The 16785-nt window shown below is 53.2% G+C and carries 17 protein-coding genes; 8 read left to right on the top strand and 9 right to left on the bottom strand.

Features of this window, described 5'->3' with window-relative positions; genetic code table 11:
- Positions 1-6 precede the first annotated feature (6 nt).
- Positions 7-471 carry an Lrp/AsnC family transcriptional regulator gene (locus QBD29_RS02110; protein ID WP_280099687.1) on the top strand — a complete coding sequence of 155 codons (465 nt, stop codon included), beginning with the start codon at positions 7-9 and terminating at the stop codon, positions 469-471.
- Here the strand turns inward: QBD29_RS02110 and QBD29_RS02115 are convergent.
- The 4 genes from QBD29_RS02115 to QBD29_RS02130 are packed head-to-tail and all read right to left on the bottom strand — an operon-like array spanning position 458 to position 5118.
- A complete protein-coding gene (locus QBD29_RS02115) occupies positions 458-1168 on the bottom strand; it encodes an enoyl-CoA hydratase/isomerase family protein (RefSeq protein WP_280099688.1) in 711 nt (236 codons plus the stop codon). The genes QBD29_RS02110 and QBD29_RS02115 overlap by 14 nt on opposite strands.
- Complete coding sequence (locus QBD29_RS02120) at positions 1165-1917, bottom strand: SDR family oxidoreductase (protein WP_280099689.1); 753 nt, start codon at positions 1915-1917, stop codon at positions 1165-1167. The genes QBD29_RS02115 and QBD29_RS02120 overlap by 4 nt, the downstream gene beginning before the upstream one ends.
- Before the next feature lie 4 nt (positions 1918-1921).
- The gene (locus tag QBD29_RS02125) at positions 1922-2746 is read right to left on the bottom strand and encodes an MBL fold metallo-hydrolase (RefSeq protein ID WP_280099690.1); all 825 of its coding nucleotides are present in this window, start codon (positions 2744-2746) and stop codon (positions 1922-1924) included.
- Positions 2747-2766: 20 nt separating this feature from the next.
- A complete protein-coding gene (locus QBD29_RS02130) occupies positions 2767-5118 on the bottom strand; it encodes a mechanosensitive ion channel family protein (protein ID WP_280099691.1) in 2352 nt (783 codons plus the stop codon).
- Between the two features lie 283 nt (positions 5119-5401).
- Between QBD29_RS02130 and QBD29_RS02135 the strand changes: the two genes are divergently transcribed.
- The 7 genes from QBD29_RS02135 to QBD29_RS02165 are packed head-to-tail and all read left to right on the top strand — an operon-like array spanning position 5402 to position 11875.
- Positions 5402-6625, top strand: a complete 1224-nt coding sequence (locus QBD29_RS02135; RefSeq protein ID WP_280099692.1) for a glycosyltransferase — start codon at positions 5402-5404, stop codon at positions 6623-6625.
- Positions 6622-7866, top strand: a complete 1245-nt coding sequence (locus QBD29_RS02140) for a glycosyltransferase family 4 protein (protein ID WP_280099693.1) — start codon at positions 6622-6624, stop codon at positions 7864-7866. Before QBD29_RS02135 ends, QBD29_RS02140 begins: the two co-directional genes overlap by 4 nt.
- Complete coding sequence (locus QBD29_RS02145) at positions 7863-8927, top strand: glycosyltransferase (RefSeq protein ID WP_280099694.1); 1065 nt, start codon at positions 7863-7865, stop codon at positions 8925-8927. The genes QBD29_RS02140 and QBD29_RS02145 overlap by 4 nt, the downstream gene beginning before the upstream one ends.
- Entirely contained in the window at positions 8924-9502 is a 579-nt protein-coding gene (locus tag QBD29_RS02150; RefSeq protein WP_280099695.1) for a histidine phosphatase family protein, read from the top strand. Before QBD29_RS02145 ends, QBD29_RS02150 begins: the two co-directional genes overlap by 4 nt.
- A complete protein-coding gene (locus tag QBD29_RS02155; protein ID WP_280099696.1) occupies positions 9503-10645 on the top strand; it encodes a glycosyltransferase in 1143 nt (380 codons plus the stop codon).
- Positions 10642-11394, top strand: coding sequence for a polysaccharide deacetylase family protein (locus QBD29_RS02160; RefSeq protein ID WP_280099697.1), 753 nt, complete (start codon positions 10642-10644; stop codon positions 11392-11394). Before QBD29_RS02155 ends, QBD29_RS02160 begins: the two co-directional genes overlap by 4 nt.
- Before the next feature lie 4 nt (positions 11395-11398).
- Complete coding sequence (locus tag QBD29_RS02165; protein ID WP_280099698.1) at positions 11399-11875, top strand: class I SAM-dependent methyltransferase; 477 nt, start codon at positions 11399-11401, stop codon at positions 11873-11875.
- A gap of 118 nt (positions 11876-11993) precedes the next feature.
- Here the strand turns inward: QBD29_RS02165 and dcm are convergent, their stop codons facing one another.
- The 5 genes from dcm to QBD29_RS02190 all read right to left on the bottom strand — a co-directional run bounded on the left by dcm (position 11994) and on the right by QBD29_RS02190 (position 16678).
- Positions 11994-12959 (bottom strand): DNA (cytosine-5-)-methyltransferase, encoded by a 966-nt coding sequence (gene dcm / locus QBD29_RS02170; protein ID WP_280099699.1) that lies wholly within the window; start codon positions 12957-12959, stop codon positions 11994-11996.
- A gap of 20 nt (positions 12960-12979) precedes the next feature.
- Positions 12980-13171: a hypothetical protein gene (locus tag QBD29_RS02175; protein WP_280099700.1), complete on the bottom strand. Its 192-nt coding sequence runs from the start codon at positions 13169-13171 to the stop codon at positions 12980-12982.
- 120 nt (positions 13172-13291) lie between these two features.
- A protein-coding gene (locus QBD29_RS02180; RefSeq protein WP_280098781.1) for an IS3 family transposase occupies positions 13292-14643 on the bottom strand; the annotation gives its coding sequence in 2 pieces (ribosomal slippage) (positions 13292-14307 and positions 14307-14643; 1353 coding nt in all).
- A 44-nt stretch (positions 14644-14687) separates the two neighbouring features.
- Positions 14688-15317: a hypothetical protein gene (locus QBD29_RS02185; RefSeq protein ID WP_280099701.1), complete on the bottom strand. Its 630-nt coding sequence runs from the start codon at positions 15315-15317 to the stop codon at positions 14688-14690.
- A 59-nt stretch (positions 15318-15376) separates the two neighbouring features.
- A complete protein-coding gene (locus tag QBD29_RS02190; protein ID WP_280099702.1) occupies positions 15377-16678 on the bottom strand; it encodes a UDP-glucose/GDP-mannose dehydrogenase family protein in 1302 nt (433 codons plus the stop codon).
- Positions 16679-16785 lie beyond the last annotated feature (107 nt).

Consider the following 16785-nt stretch of genomic DNA (forward strand, 5'->3'; position numbering starts at 1 on the left):
TTCTATATGAAACTTGATCCCATAAATATCCGTATTCTTGAAATCCTGCAAAAAGACGCAGATCAACCGCTTGATGCCTTGTCCGAACAGGTGAACCTGTCGCGCAATGCCTGCTGGCGGCGGATTAAGATGATGGAGGAAGAAGGCTGGATCAAAGGACGTGTTGTGCTGCTGGACCCGATGAAGCTGGGGTTGAAACTGTCGGTTTTTGTGCAAGTGCGCACGGACAGTCATGATGCGGATTGGATGGAGACTTTCGCCAGCGCCGTTCGCATGATGCCACAGATCACAGGGGCGTACCGCATGACGGGCGACCTTGATTATCTGTTGCATATTCAGGTGGCGGACATGGCTGACTATGATGCGTTTTACAAACGTTTCATCGCCAAGGTGCAGGTGTCCGATATGTCCGCCAGTTTTGTGATGGAGCAGGTCAAGGAAACGACGGCGTTGCCCCTTAACGCCGTGTGATCCGTTTGATCGCTTCGGCGTTGTCGAAATAGGCGGCCTCGTAACAATCATTCAAGTCATCGGCTGACAGATCGTCGAACAGACGTTTGATGGCCGCGATGCTTTGGGGTTTCGCAGTAGCTGCGTCCAGCGTCAGGCTTTCAAGCGTATCATCGAACGTGTCGAGGTCCACGATACGGTCGATAAGGCCGATGCTGAGCGCTTCGTCTGAGGCGAGTTTTTGCCCTGCCATCAAGATTAATTTTGCCCGCGCGGGACCGACCAATGTGGCCATGCGTTTTACGTCGTTGGGTTGCGGAAGAAATCCGCGTTTTAGGACGGGGTAGAAGAATTTCGCCTGCGGTGTCGCGATGCGCATGTCACACGCGAGTGCGAGGGCAAAGCCGCCGCCAGCGAGCGTGCCGTTCAGGGCGGCGATGGTCAGGCAAGGCAGGTCTGCGATGTTTTGTGAGGCATTAACCCACACCTGATCGCGCGTGAATTCAAACATATCTTCGCCGTTTGAAACGTCCGCCCCTGCACAAAACACACGATCCCCCGCACCCGTGATAACAAAGGTGCGCAGATCGGGGTCTGCATGGGCTTCGGCGGCGACATCTGCGATGTCTTGCAGCATCTGTGGTGTCAGGGCGTTTGCCTTGTCAGGGCGGTTCAGGGTGACGCGCCACTGGCCACTGTCGCGGGTTACGTCGATCATGATTGGCCCAATCGGTTCAGAATTTCAGGGTCGCTTTGGCGCACAACATCGCCAAGATAATCGTCAGCGTCTGAAGTACACATCCATGCCAGCGTGTCGGCAATAACGGATGGCGGACGATGATCTTCCCATTCCAGTGTGCTGACGGGATTCACGCCTGATTTTTTGATGATACGCTGCATTTCTGTGGCCACTGTCCCAGGGGACAGAACCAAAGCGCGGATGCCGTTTTCGCCTTCTTCGCCGTGCAGGCAGGCGTTCAAATGGTGAACTGCGGCCTTTGACGTATTGTAGTGGGACCATCCTTCGAGAGCTGAGGTGGCCGCCCCTGAACCGATCGTGATAATTGTCCCGCCGCCTGCGGATTTCATAACTGACACGGCCGCGCGCATGCCATAGTAAACACCCTTTACGTTCACGTCGATCACCTTATCCCACGCGGCCACATCCGAAGATTCCAATCGCGAAACGGGATCCAAAAGGCCCGCGTTGTTGATGAGCACATCGACGCCGCCAAATTGAGATTGCGCCAGATCAATGGCCGCTTGGACTTGACCAAAAACAGCAACGTCTGTGGCCAGCGCGATTGCGGTTCCCCCATCTGCGTTAATCTCGTCTGCGATGCGTTCAATGTCGCCTGTAGAACGCGCGCACAACAGGACCTTAGCACCAAGCTCTGCAAATTTGCGGGCCGCAGCCTCGCCGATGCCGCGGCTGGCGCCGGTGATGATGACGGATTTGTTTTTCATGGATTTATGCCTTTACAAAACTATAGCCTTGGCCGGCCCGTTCGAGCGTGCCGATGTTGGGTTGCAGCATATGACCGCCAGACATCAACATGCCGTCCGTGGCGATCATATCAAGTGTGCGTTTGCGCGTCGCACGTGCCGTGTCCATGTCGATATCAAAGGCGATGCCGATCTCTGGGTTGGCAAATTGCAGGGTTTGCGCATGGGCAATATCACCTGTATGGGCAAAGCTGTCTGACCCATCATTGGCGATGAATCCCATGTGACCCGGCGTGTGGCCTGGTAGATCGAGCGCGGTGATGCCGCTGATCAATGTATCGCCAGCCTTAACCTGTTCGGTTCGACCCGCATATGCCGCGATGCTGGCTTGGGCAAGACCCTGCCATTGCTGCAAGGTTTCGTCGGTGAACACTTCTTTTGACCAAAACGCATGATCTGCTTCGGAGACAAGCATCTGTGCGTTTTGAAACACGGCTTGGCCGTCTTGAGTCAGCGCACCTGCAATGTGATCGGGGTGTAGGTGGGTGAAAAACAGGTGCGTGATATCGGAGTTAGCAATGCCCGCTTCGCCCAATGCGCCACTCAGAAAACCGCAGGTTTCGCCGAACAGGTCACGAGGGCCAGCGTCGACCAACATAGTGTCGCCGCCCGACTTTACGATGAAGGCGTTGAAATTGGTATCGATGGTTTCTGTACCCGCACTTTTAAGGATATCGTTGATCGCAGCTTCTTCCGTTCCTGGGAAAAGCTCTGCGCCAAATTGTGTGGCACCGTCTGTTAAAGCGATGATTTCAATATCGCCGATTTTGGTAGAATTGATGCGAGACATGGGTTTCCTCCGTTCAAGGGTTAGCGATCGTCGCCTGACACATCGTTGTCCGCGATAAGATCTTCGTCGTCGCTGGCAGATAGAGCCGCCGCGCCGATGGCTTCTTTTTCTTTCTTCGACAGGTTTTCCGCGCCATCACCTGCCAAACGAACGGTGACTTCGCGGTGGGCGAATTTAATGCCTTCGCGTTCAAACAGATCGCGGATTTCGGCAAAGACCCGTTTGCGCAGAACCCATTGATCGCCTGGCTTGGTCATGAATTTCACGCGGATAATCATGGCGCTGTCCTGCATTTCAATCACGCCTTGCGATTTCAGCGGCTGAATGAACTGGCTGCCGACCACTTCGTCTTCGAGCAGTTGTAGGCCAAGTTTTTTGATCAATTTGCGCACCTTTTCCACATCGGTGTCATAGGTCACGCGCAGGGGCAGTTTCATCATCACCCAATCACGGGAAAAGTTGGTCAAATGCTGAATTTCACCAAACGGAATGGTGTGCAGCGGTCCAAGATGGTGGCGCAACTGGAAGGAGCGAACGGAGATTTTTTCCACCGTGCCTTTTACTTCGCCCACGTCGATGTATTCGCCTTTGCGGAAGGCGTCATCGAACAGGAAGAACGCACCAGAGAAGATGTCGCGCACAAGAGCCTGCGCACCAAAGCCGATGGCTAGACCAACAACACCAGCACCTGCGAACAGGGCGGACACGTTAATACCAAGGTTGGTGAGCGCAATGAGCGCAAATGTTGTGAAGATGACCACAAGTAAGAAATTTCGGAACAATGGCAACAGCGTGGCGAGCCGCGATGCACCGCCTGCACCGCCTTCGTCTCCAGGCGCAACTTCGATCTCTTCACCGCCTTCTTCTGCGATTTTTTGGTCGATCCAGATGCGCACAAAGTGATAGATTACATAGCCGATGAACAGGATTGTCACGATGTCATAGCTGCGGCTGACAAGCCCTTCGGACATCATGCTGATGTCGATGTGCCAAATGCGCGTAATGGCCCAAGCAGCCGCGATCACCGCGAGGATGTTGGCAACGCGGCGGGACAAATCCTCAAACGTGCGCAGTTTGTGGGTGTGTAAAAAGGGTGAAAACTCGTCCTCTGGAACCTCTTCTTCGGCTTCGGTGTCTTCTGGTTCCCCGTCTTGTTCGGCCTCTTCGACACTTTCTTCGTTGGCACGCTCTTCGGCCAAGCGAGCCTGATATTCCTGCATCTGGCGCTGTCTGCGGAAAATCCGTTCAATGATGTAACCAACGATGGCATAGACAACCAGAATGGTCAGAAGGATCAAATAGAAGCCAGAGATCAGTGGGCTGCCGAGCTCTTGTGCTTCGATCAGGCGGTAGGTCATTTCGGCCCATGCCACAAAGAAATAGATAATGATCACAGGGGCCCATGCTTTGGATGCAAACCGTGCAGGCACTGATGCTTCTTCATAGGTTTCACCCGCAAGGATCGCCCCAGAAATGGCTCTGCGGTTGGACACAACCATGCCCACGTTCAGGAATACAACCATCAGTGTCAGGAAGGATGTCATCAAGGCATGAATGTCATAAGACAGCCCCAGTTCCTGCATCCAAGCGCAGAAATTCACCACAATCACAGATATCGAGGCAACGGTGAGCAGCCAGAAAAACAGTTTTCGGGCGTCATTGTCCTCGAAATGTGGGATGCGATATTGCGGCAGATAAGGCGATAGAACCATGCGCCAGACAAAGACAACGCCTCGGGACATGAAGTAGGTGACATAGATGTAGGCAACGGTCAGGCGCACAGTGCCGTCTTCGGCCTCGCCAAAAATAGCAAAGCCGATGCCGTAGGACACAATCACAACAAGGACCAATCCAACCAATGCGATCAACGTACGCAATAACAGAATTGGCAGTTTGTCGATGTATCCTTTGGGGTCGGGCTTTTGCAGTTTGTAGAACCGTGGGCCCACCAACATACGACCATAGAATATCCCCACAAGAAATTCAGCCGCGAGCAAGAATCCAAGGGTCGAAAACAGGATATTGAAATAATAGGTATAGCTGCCAGATGGGCTCTGGCCATTTAGAATAAATACAACCTCTTCAAAGGCTTCGGGCGCACGAGCAACGCGGTTTCGCAAAGTTGTGCGAAAGGCCGCCGCCCGTTCCTGCGATTTCATCAACAATGATTCTTGGACGCGTTCTTCGAGCGTTTCGGTCTCGGCATTTGTTTCGCCATCTGGATTGATGACGATCACCTGCATTCCCGCTTCAGTGGCGGATTTTACGATATCATCCATCGGTGACGGGTCGGTTTGCGCCGCGCCCAAACTGGCCCAAACAGCCAAAGCCAAGGTTGCAAAACAAAGACGGATAGTTGCCCAAATGGTCATTTGTGACCCTTAATTCACTGGTTTAATCGGCGAAAACACAGGACGGCAATCCCAGCACTGCGTTTCGAACATAACGACCCTAGCGTCTATCTAAAGTCACGAGGCGTCAAGAGACTGTGATGACTTGCAACGAAAGGTTTTAATGATGCCGCAAAGGCTTACCTGATCTTAATGTTTGTTGGAATGGCACAAAGTGCGTGGCGTCACGGTCAAAACAGGCGTAAATATGATTCTTGTCGGTTCAATTCCGACTTTGCTGCTGCACTAGAAAAAGGTGACCGTCATGGGGGCGATTGAAGCATTCAAAGCGCAAAAGGCGGATCGACCGCCGCGCGTGCTTTTGTACAGCCACGATACGTTTGGGCTGGGCCACTTGCGCCGTTCGCGCACCATCGCGGGTGCGTTAACGGCTGCGGATGCGGGGTTGTCCGCACTTATCCTTACAGGATCACCAGTTGCGGGGCGTTTTACCTTTCCTGATCGGGTGGACCACATCCGTTTGCCAGGGGTCACAAAGTTGGAAGACGGCACTTACGCATCCGAAGCACTGGGGCTGGACATTGATGAAACAACGGCATTGCGGGCGGGTTTGATCCGCACAGCCGTGGAAAAGTTCGAACCTGATTTGGTGATTGTCGACAAAGAGCCGACTGGGTTTCGGGGCGAATTGGAAGACACTTTAAAGTGGCTGCAAAAAGAAACCTCTACCAAGATCGTTCTTGGTTTGCGCGATGTTCTGGATGAAGGCGAAGCCTTGGCCGAAGAATGGGAACGCAAAGGCGCGCTTGATGCGATGCTGAAATATTACGATGACATTTGGGTTTACGGGCTCAAGTCGATCTATAACCCGCTGCATGGGCTGGACGTGCCAAAATCCGCGAAATCGCGGATGCACTGGACGGGATACTTGCGCCGTGAAACGTGGGATTACACGCCAGACACATCCGTTGAACCCTACATCTTGGTCACCCCAGGTGGCGGTGGCGATGGTGAAAAGTTGGTGGATCAAGTGCTGCGTGCTTACGAATCCGACCCAACCCTGTCACCAAAAGCACAGATTATTTATGGACCGTTTTTGTCAGGCGACACACGAACCCAATTCGAAGACCGTGTGGCCAAACTGGATGGGCGTGTTGTTTCGCTCGGTTTTAACAGCAAGATGGAAAACCTGATTGCAGGGGCCACGGGTGTCATCGCCATGGGTGGATATAATACCTTTTGCGAAATTTTGTCATTCGACAAACCCGCCATTATCATGCCGCGCAAACGACCACGGTTGGAACAATACATCCGCGCGGCCCGTGCGGAACAGTTGAACCTTGTTCGGATGCTCGACCCTGATCGTGACGGGCTTGGCACCTCTGTGATGGTGGATGCCATTCGTGCGTTGCCGGATCAAAACCCGCCGAGCGTCGGGCAGTTCCCTGATCTGTTGGACGGATTACAATCCATTGTGGACCGTGTGGACTCCTTGCTGCACCCCAAAGGGGCGAAAGCGGCGGAATGACGGCTCTTCACGCTGAAACAGCACCCAAACTGGCGGTCGTGGTCAAAGGTTGGCCGCGTTTATCCGAAACATTCATCGCCCAAGAATTATTGGCACTGGAGCAGGCAGGCCACCATTTCGACATTTGGTCTTTGCGGTTTCCAACCGACAAAAAACGCCACCCGTTGCACGATCAGATCACGGCAGATGTGAAATACCTGCCAGAATACCTGCACCAAGAACCCGCCCGTGTAACCCGTGCATGGGCCAAGGCGCGGCGGTTGGCAGGCTATAAAACTGCTCGCAAAATCTGGTTGCGCGATTTGTGGCGCGATCCCACACGCAACCGTGTGCGGCGCTTTGGGCAGGCCTGCGTTCTGGCCACTGAATTGCCACCAGAAACACGTGGGCTCTATGCCCATTTCTTACACACACCTTCGTCTGTGGCGCGGTATGCCGCAATTATGATGGGCATTGATTGGTCCTTTTCCGCCCACGCCAAAGACATCTGGACTTCCCCTGATTGGGAGATTGAGGAAAAGCTGGAAACAGGCGTTGGCGGCGCGGCCTTTGGGGTGACCTGCACGGGTTTTGGCTCGACCCATTTGCAAGCCATGGCCCAAGACGCAAGTCGCGTTGAATTGTTGTATCACGGTCTTGATCTGGATCGTTTTCCAGCGCCGCCCGATGCGCGGGACCCATCAGATGTGTTTCGCATCCTGTCCGTTGGGCGTTTGGTGGAGAAGAAAGGATTTGATCGTCTGATCGAAGCCTTTGCCTTGTTGCCTGCGGATATGAATTGGCACTGGACCCATATTGGCGGCGGTGGTTTGAAAGATGAATTACAAACCTTGGCACAAGAAAAAGGTGTGCTGGACCGTATTGATTGGCGCGGTGCGTGTGACCAGCCAGAGGTGGTCGCGGCAATGCGCAGCCATGATGTGTTTGTCTTGCCGTCGCGGATTGCCGATGACGGGGACCGCGATGGCCTTCCCAATGTATTGATGGAGGCCGCATCGCAAAAGCTGCCGATCCTATCCACGCCCGTATCTGCAATCCCAGAGTTTATCACATCGGGCACCCATGGTTTGCTTGTCGAAGATGCTCCGCAAGACATGGCACAGGCCATGGTCGATTTGGCTCAGGATTCAGACTTGCGGACGCGGTTTGCCGATGCGGCCTATGATCGGTTGGTAGCGGACTTTGGTGTAGATGCTGGCATCGCGCAATTGTCGAAACGATTAAAGGCGCTGCTGGCATGACGCCAAACATCGCTTTTTATGCTCCTCTGAAATCCCCGCGACATGAGACACCATCGGGGGATCGTACCATAGCCCGTGGGGTGATGAATGCCCTGTCAGCGATTGGCACCGTTGATCTGGTGTCAGAGCTGCGCAGCCGCGATGGGGCGGGGGATGCAGCGGTGCAAGCCAATCTGATTGAACAGGCGAACGGTGAAGTTGAGCGCCTGATTAACATTGGCGGTTGGGATGCGTGGGTAACCTATCACAATTATTACAAAGCGCCTGATCTGATTGGGCCAGCGGTTTGTGCGGCATTGAACATCCCGTATCATGTGATCGAAGCAAGTCGCGCGTCCAAAAGGTTGAACGGCCCATGGGCTGCGTTTGCTCAGAGAGCAGAGGCGGCTTGCGATGCGGCCCGTGTGATTTACTATTTCACCCAACACGATCACTTTGCCTTGAATCGTGACAAACCAGCGGAGCAATCTTTACTGCATCTAAAACCATTCTTGGACCAAGATGACTTGCCTGATCCAACTGTGGGCAAGGCGGCTAAGGCTCTGTTGGCGGTTGGTATGTTTCGGCACGGGGATAAGCTGCAATCTTACACGAACCTTGCCGCAGCTTTGCATCATGTCACAACGCCCGATTGGACGCTTGCGATTGTGGGGGATGGTACGGCAGAAGATGCCGTGCGTGCGTTGTTCGCTCCGTTCGGAAACAAAGTCTCTTTCCTTGGCAAATTACCCGCCGAAGGCGTTGCGCAGCAGATGCAAAAAGCGAATGTTTTTGTGTGGCCCGGTGTGAACGAAGCCTTTGGAATGGTTTATCTCGAAGCACAGGCCAACGGCATTCCAGTGGTTGCAGAAGATCGCCCTGGTGTGCGTGATGTGGTTGGCTCTGCCAGCACGCTGACCCCGCAAGATGATGCGCAGGCCTTTGCTGCGGCCATTGAAGCGGCATTCACCAATTCGATGGATGCAAACGCCCATCGAAATTTTATTTCCAATGCGCATCTACGTGGCTCTGCCGTGCAAACTCTGCGGTCCACACTGGCATTCAAAACGGGGGCTGCATGACTCAACTCGCCATTATCCGCCATGGCCACACGCCGTGGAACCGTGCGGGTCAAATCCAAGGCCGCACTGACATCGCGCTAGAAGACCAAGCCGCCGCGGACTTGGCCAAGTTGAAATTACCAGCGGAGTGGGAGCAGGCGGATCTGGTGGCCAGCCCTTTGCTGCGTGCGGTGGAAACCGCGCGTTTGATCGCGGATCGTGAACCTGCAACCGTGCCAGCCTTAACGGAAATGGATTGGGGCGATTGGGAAGGCAAGAAAGGGATCGCATTAAAAGCAGACCCGAACTCTGGTTTTCGCGATATCGAAGACTGGGGCTGGGATTATCGCCCCCCAAATGGTGAAAGCCCGCGCGATGTTTGGGCCCGTCTGGCCCCTTGGGTCGCCACATTGAAAACGGATACGATTGCGGTGTGTCATATCGGGATCATGCGTGTGTTAATGGCGCAAGCCACGGGGTGGGATTTCTCTGGCCCCGCGCCGTTTCAGATCAAACGCAACCGTCTGTTTGTAATGCAGATGCAGGATGGTGTGCTGAAGGCAAGCGGTGATCCTATTCGGCTGGAGGTGCGCTAAGTGGCCCGCGTTTTGATCAGTGTGACGCATTTGTTGGGCACGGGCCATCTAAGCCGTGCGCTGACCCTTGCGCGCGCATTTGGGACGGCAGGCCATGAAGCCCATGTGATGTCTGGCGGCATGCCAGTGGCGCATTTGCCTACGGATGGGGTCACCCTGCATCAACTGCCGCCTGTCAAATCGGACGGTGTGAATTTCACTGATCTTTTGTGTGAAAATGGTCCAGTCGATGACACGTATTTGCAGGCACGAAAGCGGGCCGCGATCAACACTTTGACCAAGGTGCGCCCTGATGTTTTCATCACCGAGTTATATCCGTTTGGTCGCCGCGTTTTGAAGGCCGAGTTTCTGGCGATGTTGAACACCGCGCGCGATATGGCGCCAAAACCGCTGATCCTGTGCAGTGTGCGTGATATTCTCGCCCCACCTTCCAAGCCGAAAAAGGCACTGGAAACCGAAGCGGTGATCGCAGGGTATTACGATGGCGTTCTGGTACATTCGGTTGGTGAAATCACGCCGCTTGATGTCAGCTGGCCCGTAACGAATATGCTGCGCGAAAAACTGCTTTATACAGGGTATGTAGCCCCAGAATTGGCCCCTGCTCATCCCCAAGGTGTTGGCACAGGGGAGGTGCTGGTCACAGCAGGTGGCGGTGATGTGGGCATGGGCCTGTTTCGCGCCGCGCTACAGGCAGCCGCGCTGGACCCAGACACGCCGTATCGTGTTTTGGTCGGGGGTGCGGCGGCGCAATCCAACATCGCAGCGCTGTTTGATGAAGGCCTATCGGACAATGTGACCATTGAGCCGACCCGCCCCGATTTCCGCCAGATGTTACCCTTAGCCAAAGCGGCGATTTGCATGTGCGGCTACAATACGGCACTGGATGTTTTGCAAAGCGGTCTGCCTGCGGTGTTTGTCCCCTTTGATGCGGGGGGCGAAGTGGAACAGACGTTGCGAGCCGAAAGCCTATCAAAAACGGATGGATATGCGGTGATTAAATCCAGTGACGCCAATGGTGAAACACTGTCTGCAGCGCTGCGATCTGTGTGTGCGATGGATGTAAGGCCAATGGAGGAAGGACAGTTTCAAGGGGCTGCGCAAACGGTTCAAAGCGTAGAAAATAAGCTGGCGGCGATGCGATGAATTGGCAGGCGTTAGAAGCAGAATTTGACGCATGGCGCGCGGCTGATCTGATCCTGCCGTTCTGGTGGCGCGATGATGATGCGGTCACGGTGACCCCGGCTTTGCATGATTTGTTGTCCCTGTCCCAGCGGGTGGAAATCCCTGTTCATCTGGCCGTTATTCCCAATGATTTGCAGCCTGATTTGGCCTCTTTTGTAACCAAATCAACCTTGATCCCGATTGCCCATGGTTTTGCCCATAAAAACCACGCGGATGCGCCTGCGAAGAAGTGTGAATACCCAGAAAACCGATCCTTTGTCGCCGTTCAAACGGAATTGGTCGCGGGGCACAAGACCCTTCGAGATGCTTTTGGTGATGACCTAGCGCCGATGTTTGTGCCCCCATGGAATCGGTTCGCACACGACTTTCTCAGCATCCTGCAAGATATTGGTTACACGGGGTTTTCTACCTTTACACCCCGCCGCCAAAAAAACGCTGCCGACGGTTTGGAACAAGTGAATACGCATGTTGATCCGATTGACTGGCGCGGTGCGCGATCCGTGGTGGCGTTGGAGCCGATTTTGGATCACACGGTACGCAGCTTGCAGGATCGGCGTTTGGGTCGGGCGGACAACAGCGAGCCGTTTGGATTTTTGACCCATCATCTGGTGCATGACCCCGCGATTTGGGCGTTCTGCGAACAGTTTTTAACGGCATTTGCCAAGGGTCCAACACGGATTTGGACCGCCCAAGAACTAATGAAAGGATAATGAAATGAGCAGGTTAGACAGTATGTTGCGGCGGTTCACGGCGCAGCGGGACGGGTTGAATTGGGCCGCAAGCCTGATCAAGGGCGTGGAGGGCGATGCGCTCGACATGGGGCTTGGGAATGGGCGGACTTATGATCATATGCGGGAAATTATGCCAGAGCGGCGGCTGTGGGTCATGGACCGCGTGCTGCAATGCCACCCGAGCTGTGTGCCGCCTGAGGAGGACTTTTTGCAAGGCGAGGCCGAAGAGGGTCTTGAACGACTTAAGAAAATAGGCGCTAAAATCTTGATTTCGCACTATGATTTTGGGTTTGGGGTGAAGGAAAAAGACGTGGAAGAAGCAGCACGGTTCAGCCCCCTGATCGCCGAGATCATGGCCCCAAGCGGGGTGATCGTGTCAGGCCAGCCGCTGGTGGGTTTCGACGCCGTAAAAGGACCAGACCACATCGCACCCGATCGGTATTATTTCTATCGCACGTAAGGGCGCACGGTGGGGTAAAGTTTGGGGGCCAGACGGGTTTTGTGGAAAAAAGCAAACTAGCCAGAAACGTACCAGACTTTGCCCATACACGGCGTTGTGAGGTGGGGGATGGACGAGTTTATTCTGCTGCGATCTGTTTTGTTGATGCAGCTTCGATTTGTGAAAGTGTATCTTTAAGACTGTTCGCAAGATGCCAAGCCAAAACTGGCGGTACGGCATTACCGATCATTCTTTCAGTCTCTCGGAGTTTCGCTTTGAATATGAAGTTGTCAGGAAAGGTTTGAAACCTTGCTGCTTCCCTCATTGAAATACGTCTTGGTAGGCAGTAGTGAAATTGGTTATTGCCATGGCATTCAGCTCTGATTGTGTGCGAAGTCTTTGTCGGATCTAGTCTTCTACCGCCTTGGTCACTACTTTTACGTGCCAAAGACCATATATGGTTAAATTCAGCATCTTGCTCTCTAACCTCTAAGTCACCTATTGCATCACGCGATGTTATCCATGAGTGTTTATCTAAAAACTCCATAGGTGGAGTAAAAGAGGTTGCGTTGTTCTTTACTCCTACGATGAATACACGCTCACGCCTTTGGGGCACACCAAAGTCAGCGGCATGATACAGTTTATAAGAAACTTCGTAGCCTAAGTTGGAGAAGTCTTGTAACACTTGCTTCAAGGACTCTTCATTATACTTGTAGAGTAAACCTCGAACGTTTTCAGCAACAAACATGCTAGGTTTCATTCTGTCTACGGCTTGCACCATTGCTTTATAGAGCCCACTTCGCTCTCCAGAAACGCCAGCCCTTTTGCCGTTGATGGAAATATCTTGACAAGGAAATCCCCCAACAACTAGATCACAATGCTCAGGTAAGCTGTCAAAATGATCCCAAACATCCCCAACGTGAATCGAGTGTCCAAGGTTGTATTTGTATGTGTCACATGCGTACGCGTTGAGGTCGTTCGCCCAGACTATTTTGAATGGTTGTTTTGCAAAATTCTTCTTTAAAAATTCAAAGCCACCCAAAAGACCTAAATCCATGCCGCCGCACCCACTAAACATCGAAACAACTTTGAATTTCTTCTGCACTTGGTTCTCCTGAAGCTAAACTATTTGTCATCTCTTTTTGGATGATCTTGGTTAATTTTGTCTTCCAAAAATAATTCCTCTGAAGGCGTCCAATCAGTAGCAATTCGGTCAGCACGAATTAGCCATTCGGAAATTCTGTCAGCTGGTTCTGGCACCACTCCCCAATACTCTAAAAATAGGGCATCCTCAAGATATAGTGCAGCGTTTTTCATTTGAGATTGTATCCGACTTGTAGCGTCGCGAATAAAATTGCCTGTAGTGTCCGTTGTCATATAAAGTGGGACATCAGAGCGGCTTGAGCATTGGAGGCTCTGGCTCGTTAGTGTGATTGATTATGCTGCTTGTTTCTGATGTTGCAAGCGACGTTGTTTGATTGTCTGTTTCTTGATCCTCTTCCTTTCTCTCAGAATGGCTTTGTCGCGGCCGAAGTAGACATCGGCGGGTGTGACGTTGTTCAGGCTCTCGTGGTATCGTCGGTTATTGTAATAGTCGACGAAGGCCTCGATCTGGCGCTCGAGATCGCCGGGCAGATAGTAGTTTTCTAACAGCACTCGGTTCTTCATCGTTTGATGCCATCGTTCGATTTTGCCTTGGGTCTGTGGATGGAACGGAGCACCACGGACATGATCCATATTTTGCCCTTCCAGCCATTCGGCCAGGTCGCCAGATATGTAACACGATCCGTTATCGCTGAGCAGGCGTGGTTTGTGCCGAACAACCGCTTGGTCACAGCCTGATGCTGTCAGAGCGCGCTCAATCGTCTCGGTCACATCACTGGCCCGCATGGTTGTACACAGTTTCCATGAGATGATGTAGCGGCTGTAATCATCCAAGATCGTAGACAGATAATACCACCCCCAACCAATGATTTTGAAGTAGGTGAAGTCTGTCTGCCACATCTGATTGATGGCGGTGGTTTTATCCGTGAACTCGTTGGCTGCTTTGATCACCACGTAGTCTGGTGCTGTGATCAGGTCGGCTTCCTTGAGAATGCGATAAGCTGATGATTCTGAGACAAAATACCGCTTTTCATCGGTGTATTTGACTGCCAGCTCGCGCGTGCTCAGCGCCTCGTGTTCCAGCGCAAACGCGATCAGGTCGTCACGACGATCATCGGGGATGCGGTTCCAAACGGATTTAGGGCATGGCGATTTGTCAGCCAGCCGGTCAAACCCGCCTTCGAGATATAAATCATACCAGCGATAGAATGTGGTGCGTGGAATGCCCAGCATGTCGAGGGTCTGCTTGGTTGGCAGATGTGATCCCTCGACGGTGCGGATGACCTCCAGCTTCTCAGACGCAGGGTATCTCATTCCTCGAACTCCCCAGCCCCTGTCATGCTTTTTTTGAGAAGCCGGTTCTCAAGCGTCAGATCGGCCACGCATTCCTTCAAGGCCATAGCTTCTGAGCGTAGTTCTTTCACTTCAGGGGATGTGGCCTGACGCGCCGTATCGCCAGATAGACGGCGTTTGCCTGCTTCAAGGAATTCTTTCGACCAGCTGTAATACAGGCTCTCCGCGATGCCCTCCCGACGGCACAACGCTGAGATGCTTTCTTCTCCACGCATCCCTGCCAGCACAATGCGGATCTTCTCCTCCGCCGAATAGGTTTGACGTGTCTTGCGGCGGATGTTCTTTACCAATTTATCTGCAGACGCTTTGCTGCTTCCGGATTTCTTGTTCATCTTCACTCCATGAAGGTTACGATGAACCAGAAATCCTCCGTTGTTCAATTCCTCAAATCTGTCCCAAAGGCCCTGACGTCAGACAAGAGTGGCAACGTACGCGTTGGTTCGTCTGGGTTTTCACTTTCCAACCACCATAACCTTTCGCCTTTTTTCAAACGTGCACGTGCGTATTCACGAATCAATGGCATTTTGTCATTCATTGAGCGAGATCGAAATTCTTCGTAAGTTGTCCCCATGCTCTCAAACAATGGTCTTTCTGTTCCAATTTCGATCTCAAATCTAGGAACATGACTAGTTCGTACATGCATGATCGATGAACCGTAGTCTGCCCACCTAACCTCGGGTGTTCCTCCGAATTTTCCGTAGACAACATAGATTTGTTCAACTTCGAGTGCACGTTGGCCTTCTGAAACGGAATTTGCAATACAGCGCCATTTGTCACTTTCAGTTGCTTTCACCTCGACACCAAATTTCCCAATGGCAATGTCAGGAAAACCTTGATCGACATTTGGCGCAGTTTCCAACTCAGTCCCAGCCAGATGTTTACTCATGACTTGTCGAACTCGCTGCTCAAAAAGGCTGGGTTTGTGGTGCTCTTTGCTCTGTTTGCATTCAGTTGTTAGTTGCTCACAAATCGTTGTTAGTAGGCTTTCGAATTCTGTTTTTTCCAAATTAGCATCTCCTTTAGAGATACTGTGGATACTTTAAATTGATTCTTCCATAAATTCTTCTACCGCCCCACACTCACATACGTTAGCCCAGCCTCTTCGGCATCTTTCGGATCATACACGTTCCGCAGGTCCGCCATTCTTGGGTCTTTCATCACTTTCACCACGCGTTCTAAATCCAGTGCGCGGAATTCGTTCCATTCGGTGAGCAGGATCACGGCTTCGGCGTTGCGCATGGCCTTGTACGGGTCGTCTTGCCATGTGACGCCGGGCAGGAGGGCTTCGCCTTCCTTGAGGCCTTGGGGGTCGACCACGTGGACGTTGGCGCCTGCGCCGACGAGTGCGGGGACGATGGTGAGGGATGGGCTGTCGCGCATGTCGTCGGTGTTGGGTTTGAAGGTGACGCCGAGGACGGCGATTTTTTTGCCGTTTACGCTGTCGTCACAGAGCTGCATCACCTTGTCGATCATCCGGCGTTTGGTGGCCTCGTTGATATCAATAACTGCTTCGACGATTTGAATGGGGGCGGCGTGTTCTTGGCCGATGCGGGCGAGTGCTTTGGTGTCTTTGGGGAAGCAGGAACCGCCGTAACCGGGGCCCGCGTGCAGGAACTTGTTGCCGATGCGGGCGTCCATGCCCATGCCTTTTGACACGGATTTCACGTCTGCGCCGACCTTTTCACACAGGGCGGCGATTTCGTTGATGAAGGTGATCTTGGTCGCGAGGAAAGCGTTGGCGGCGTATTTGATCATCTCGGCGGATTCAAGATCGGTGTAGACGATGGGGGCTTCGCGCAGGGCCAGCGGGCGGTAGATTTTGGCCATGACATCTGTGGCGCGGTCGGATTCAACGCCGACGACCACGCGGTCTGGACGCATGAAGTCTTCGATCGCGGCCCCTTCGCGGAGGAATTCGGGGTTAGAGGCGACGTCGAAGTCGGCATCTGGATTTTCTTCGCGAATGATGCGTTCAATTTCGCGGTTGGTGCCAACGGGGACAGTGGATTTGGTGACGACCACGGTGTAGCCGTTGAGCGCGCGGGCGATTTCGCGGGCGGCGTCATAGACATAGGTGAGGTCGGCGTGCCCATCACCGCGCCGTGTGGGGGTGCCCACGCCAATGAACACGGCGTCTGCCTGTGCCACCGCGGTTGCGAGGTCGAGGGTGAAGGACAGGCGTTCGGCGGCCACGTTGCGGGCGAGCAGTTCGTCAAGGCCCGGTTCATAGATCGGGATTTCGCCGTTTTCGAGCGCGGTGATTTTTTCGGGCATCTTGTCGACGCAGATTACATCGTGTCCGAAGTCGGAAAAACATACGCCTGAAACGAGGCCAACATAGCCCGTGCCGATCATGGTTAACTGCATCTTATGCCTCTTAGAGTGCTTTTTCTTGCCTGTTATCCGCAGAATTGAGCGAAAATGTGGCGGGGTGCAAGGGAATTGCGGTTGCGTTGGGGGACAGGTAAGAGGTG

Source organism: Amylibacter sp. IMCC11727, from assembly GCF_029854195.1.
Classification (GTDB): Bacteria; Pseudomonadota; Alphaproteobacteria; order Rhodobacterales; family Rhodobacteraceae; genus Amylibacter.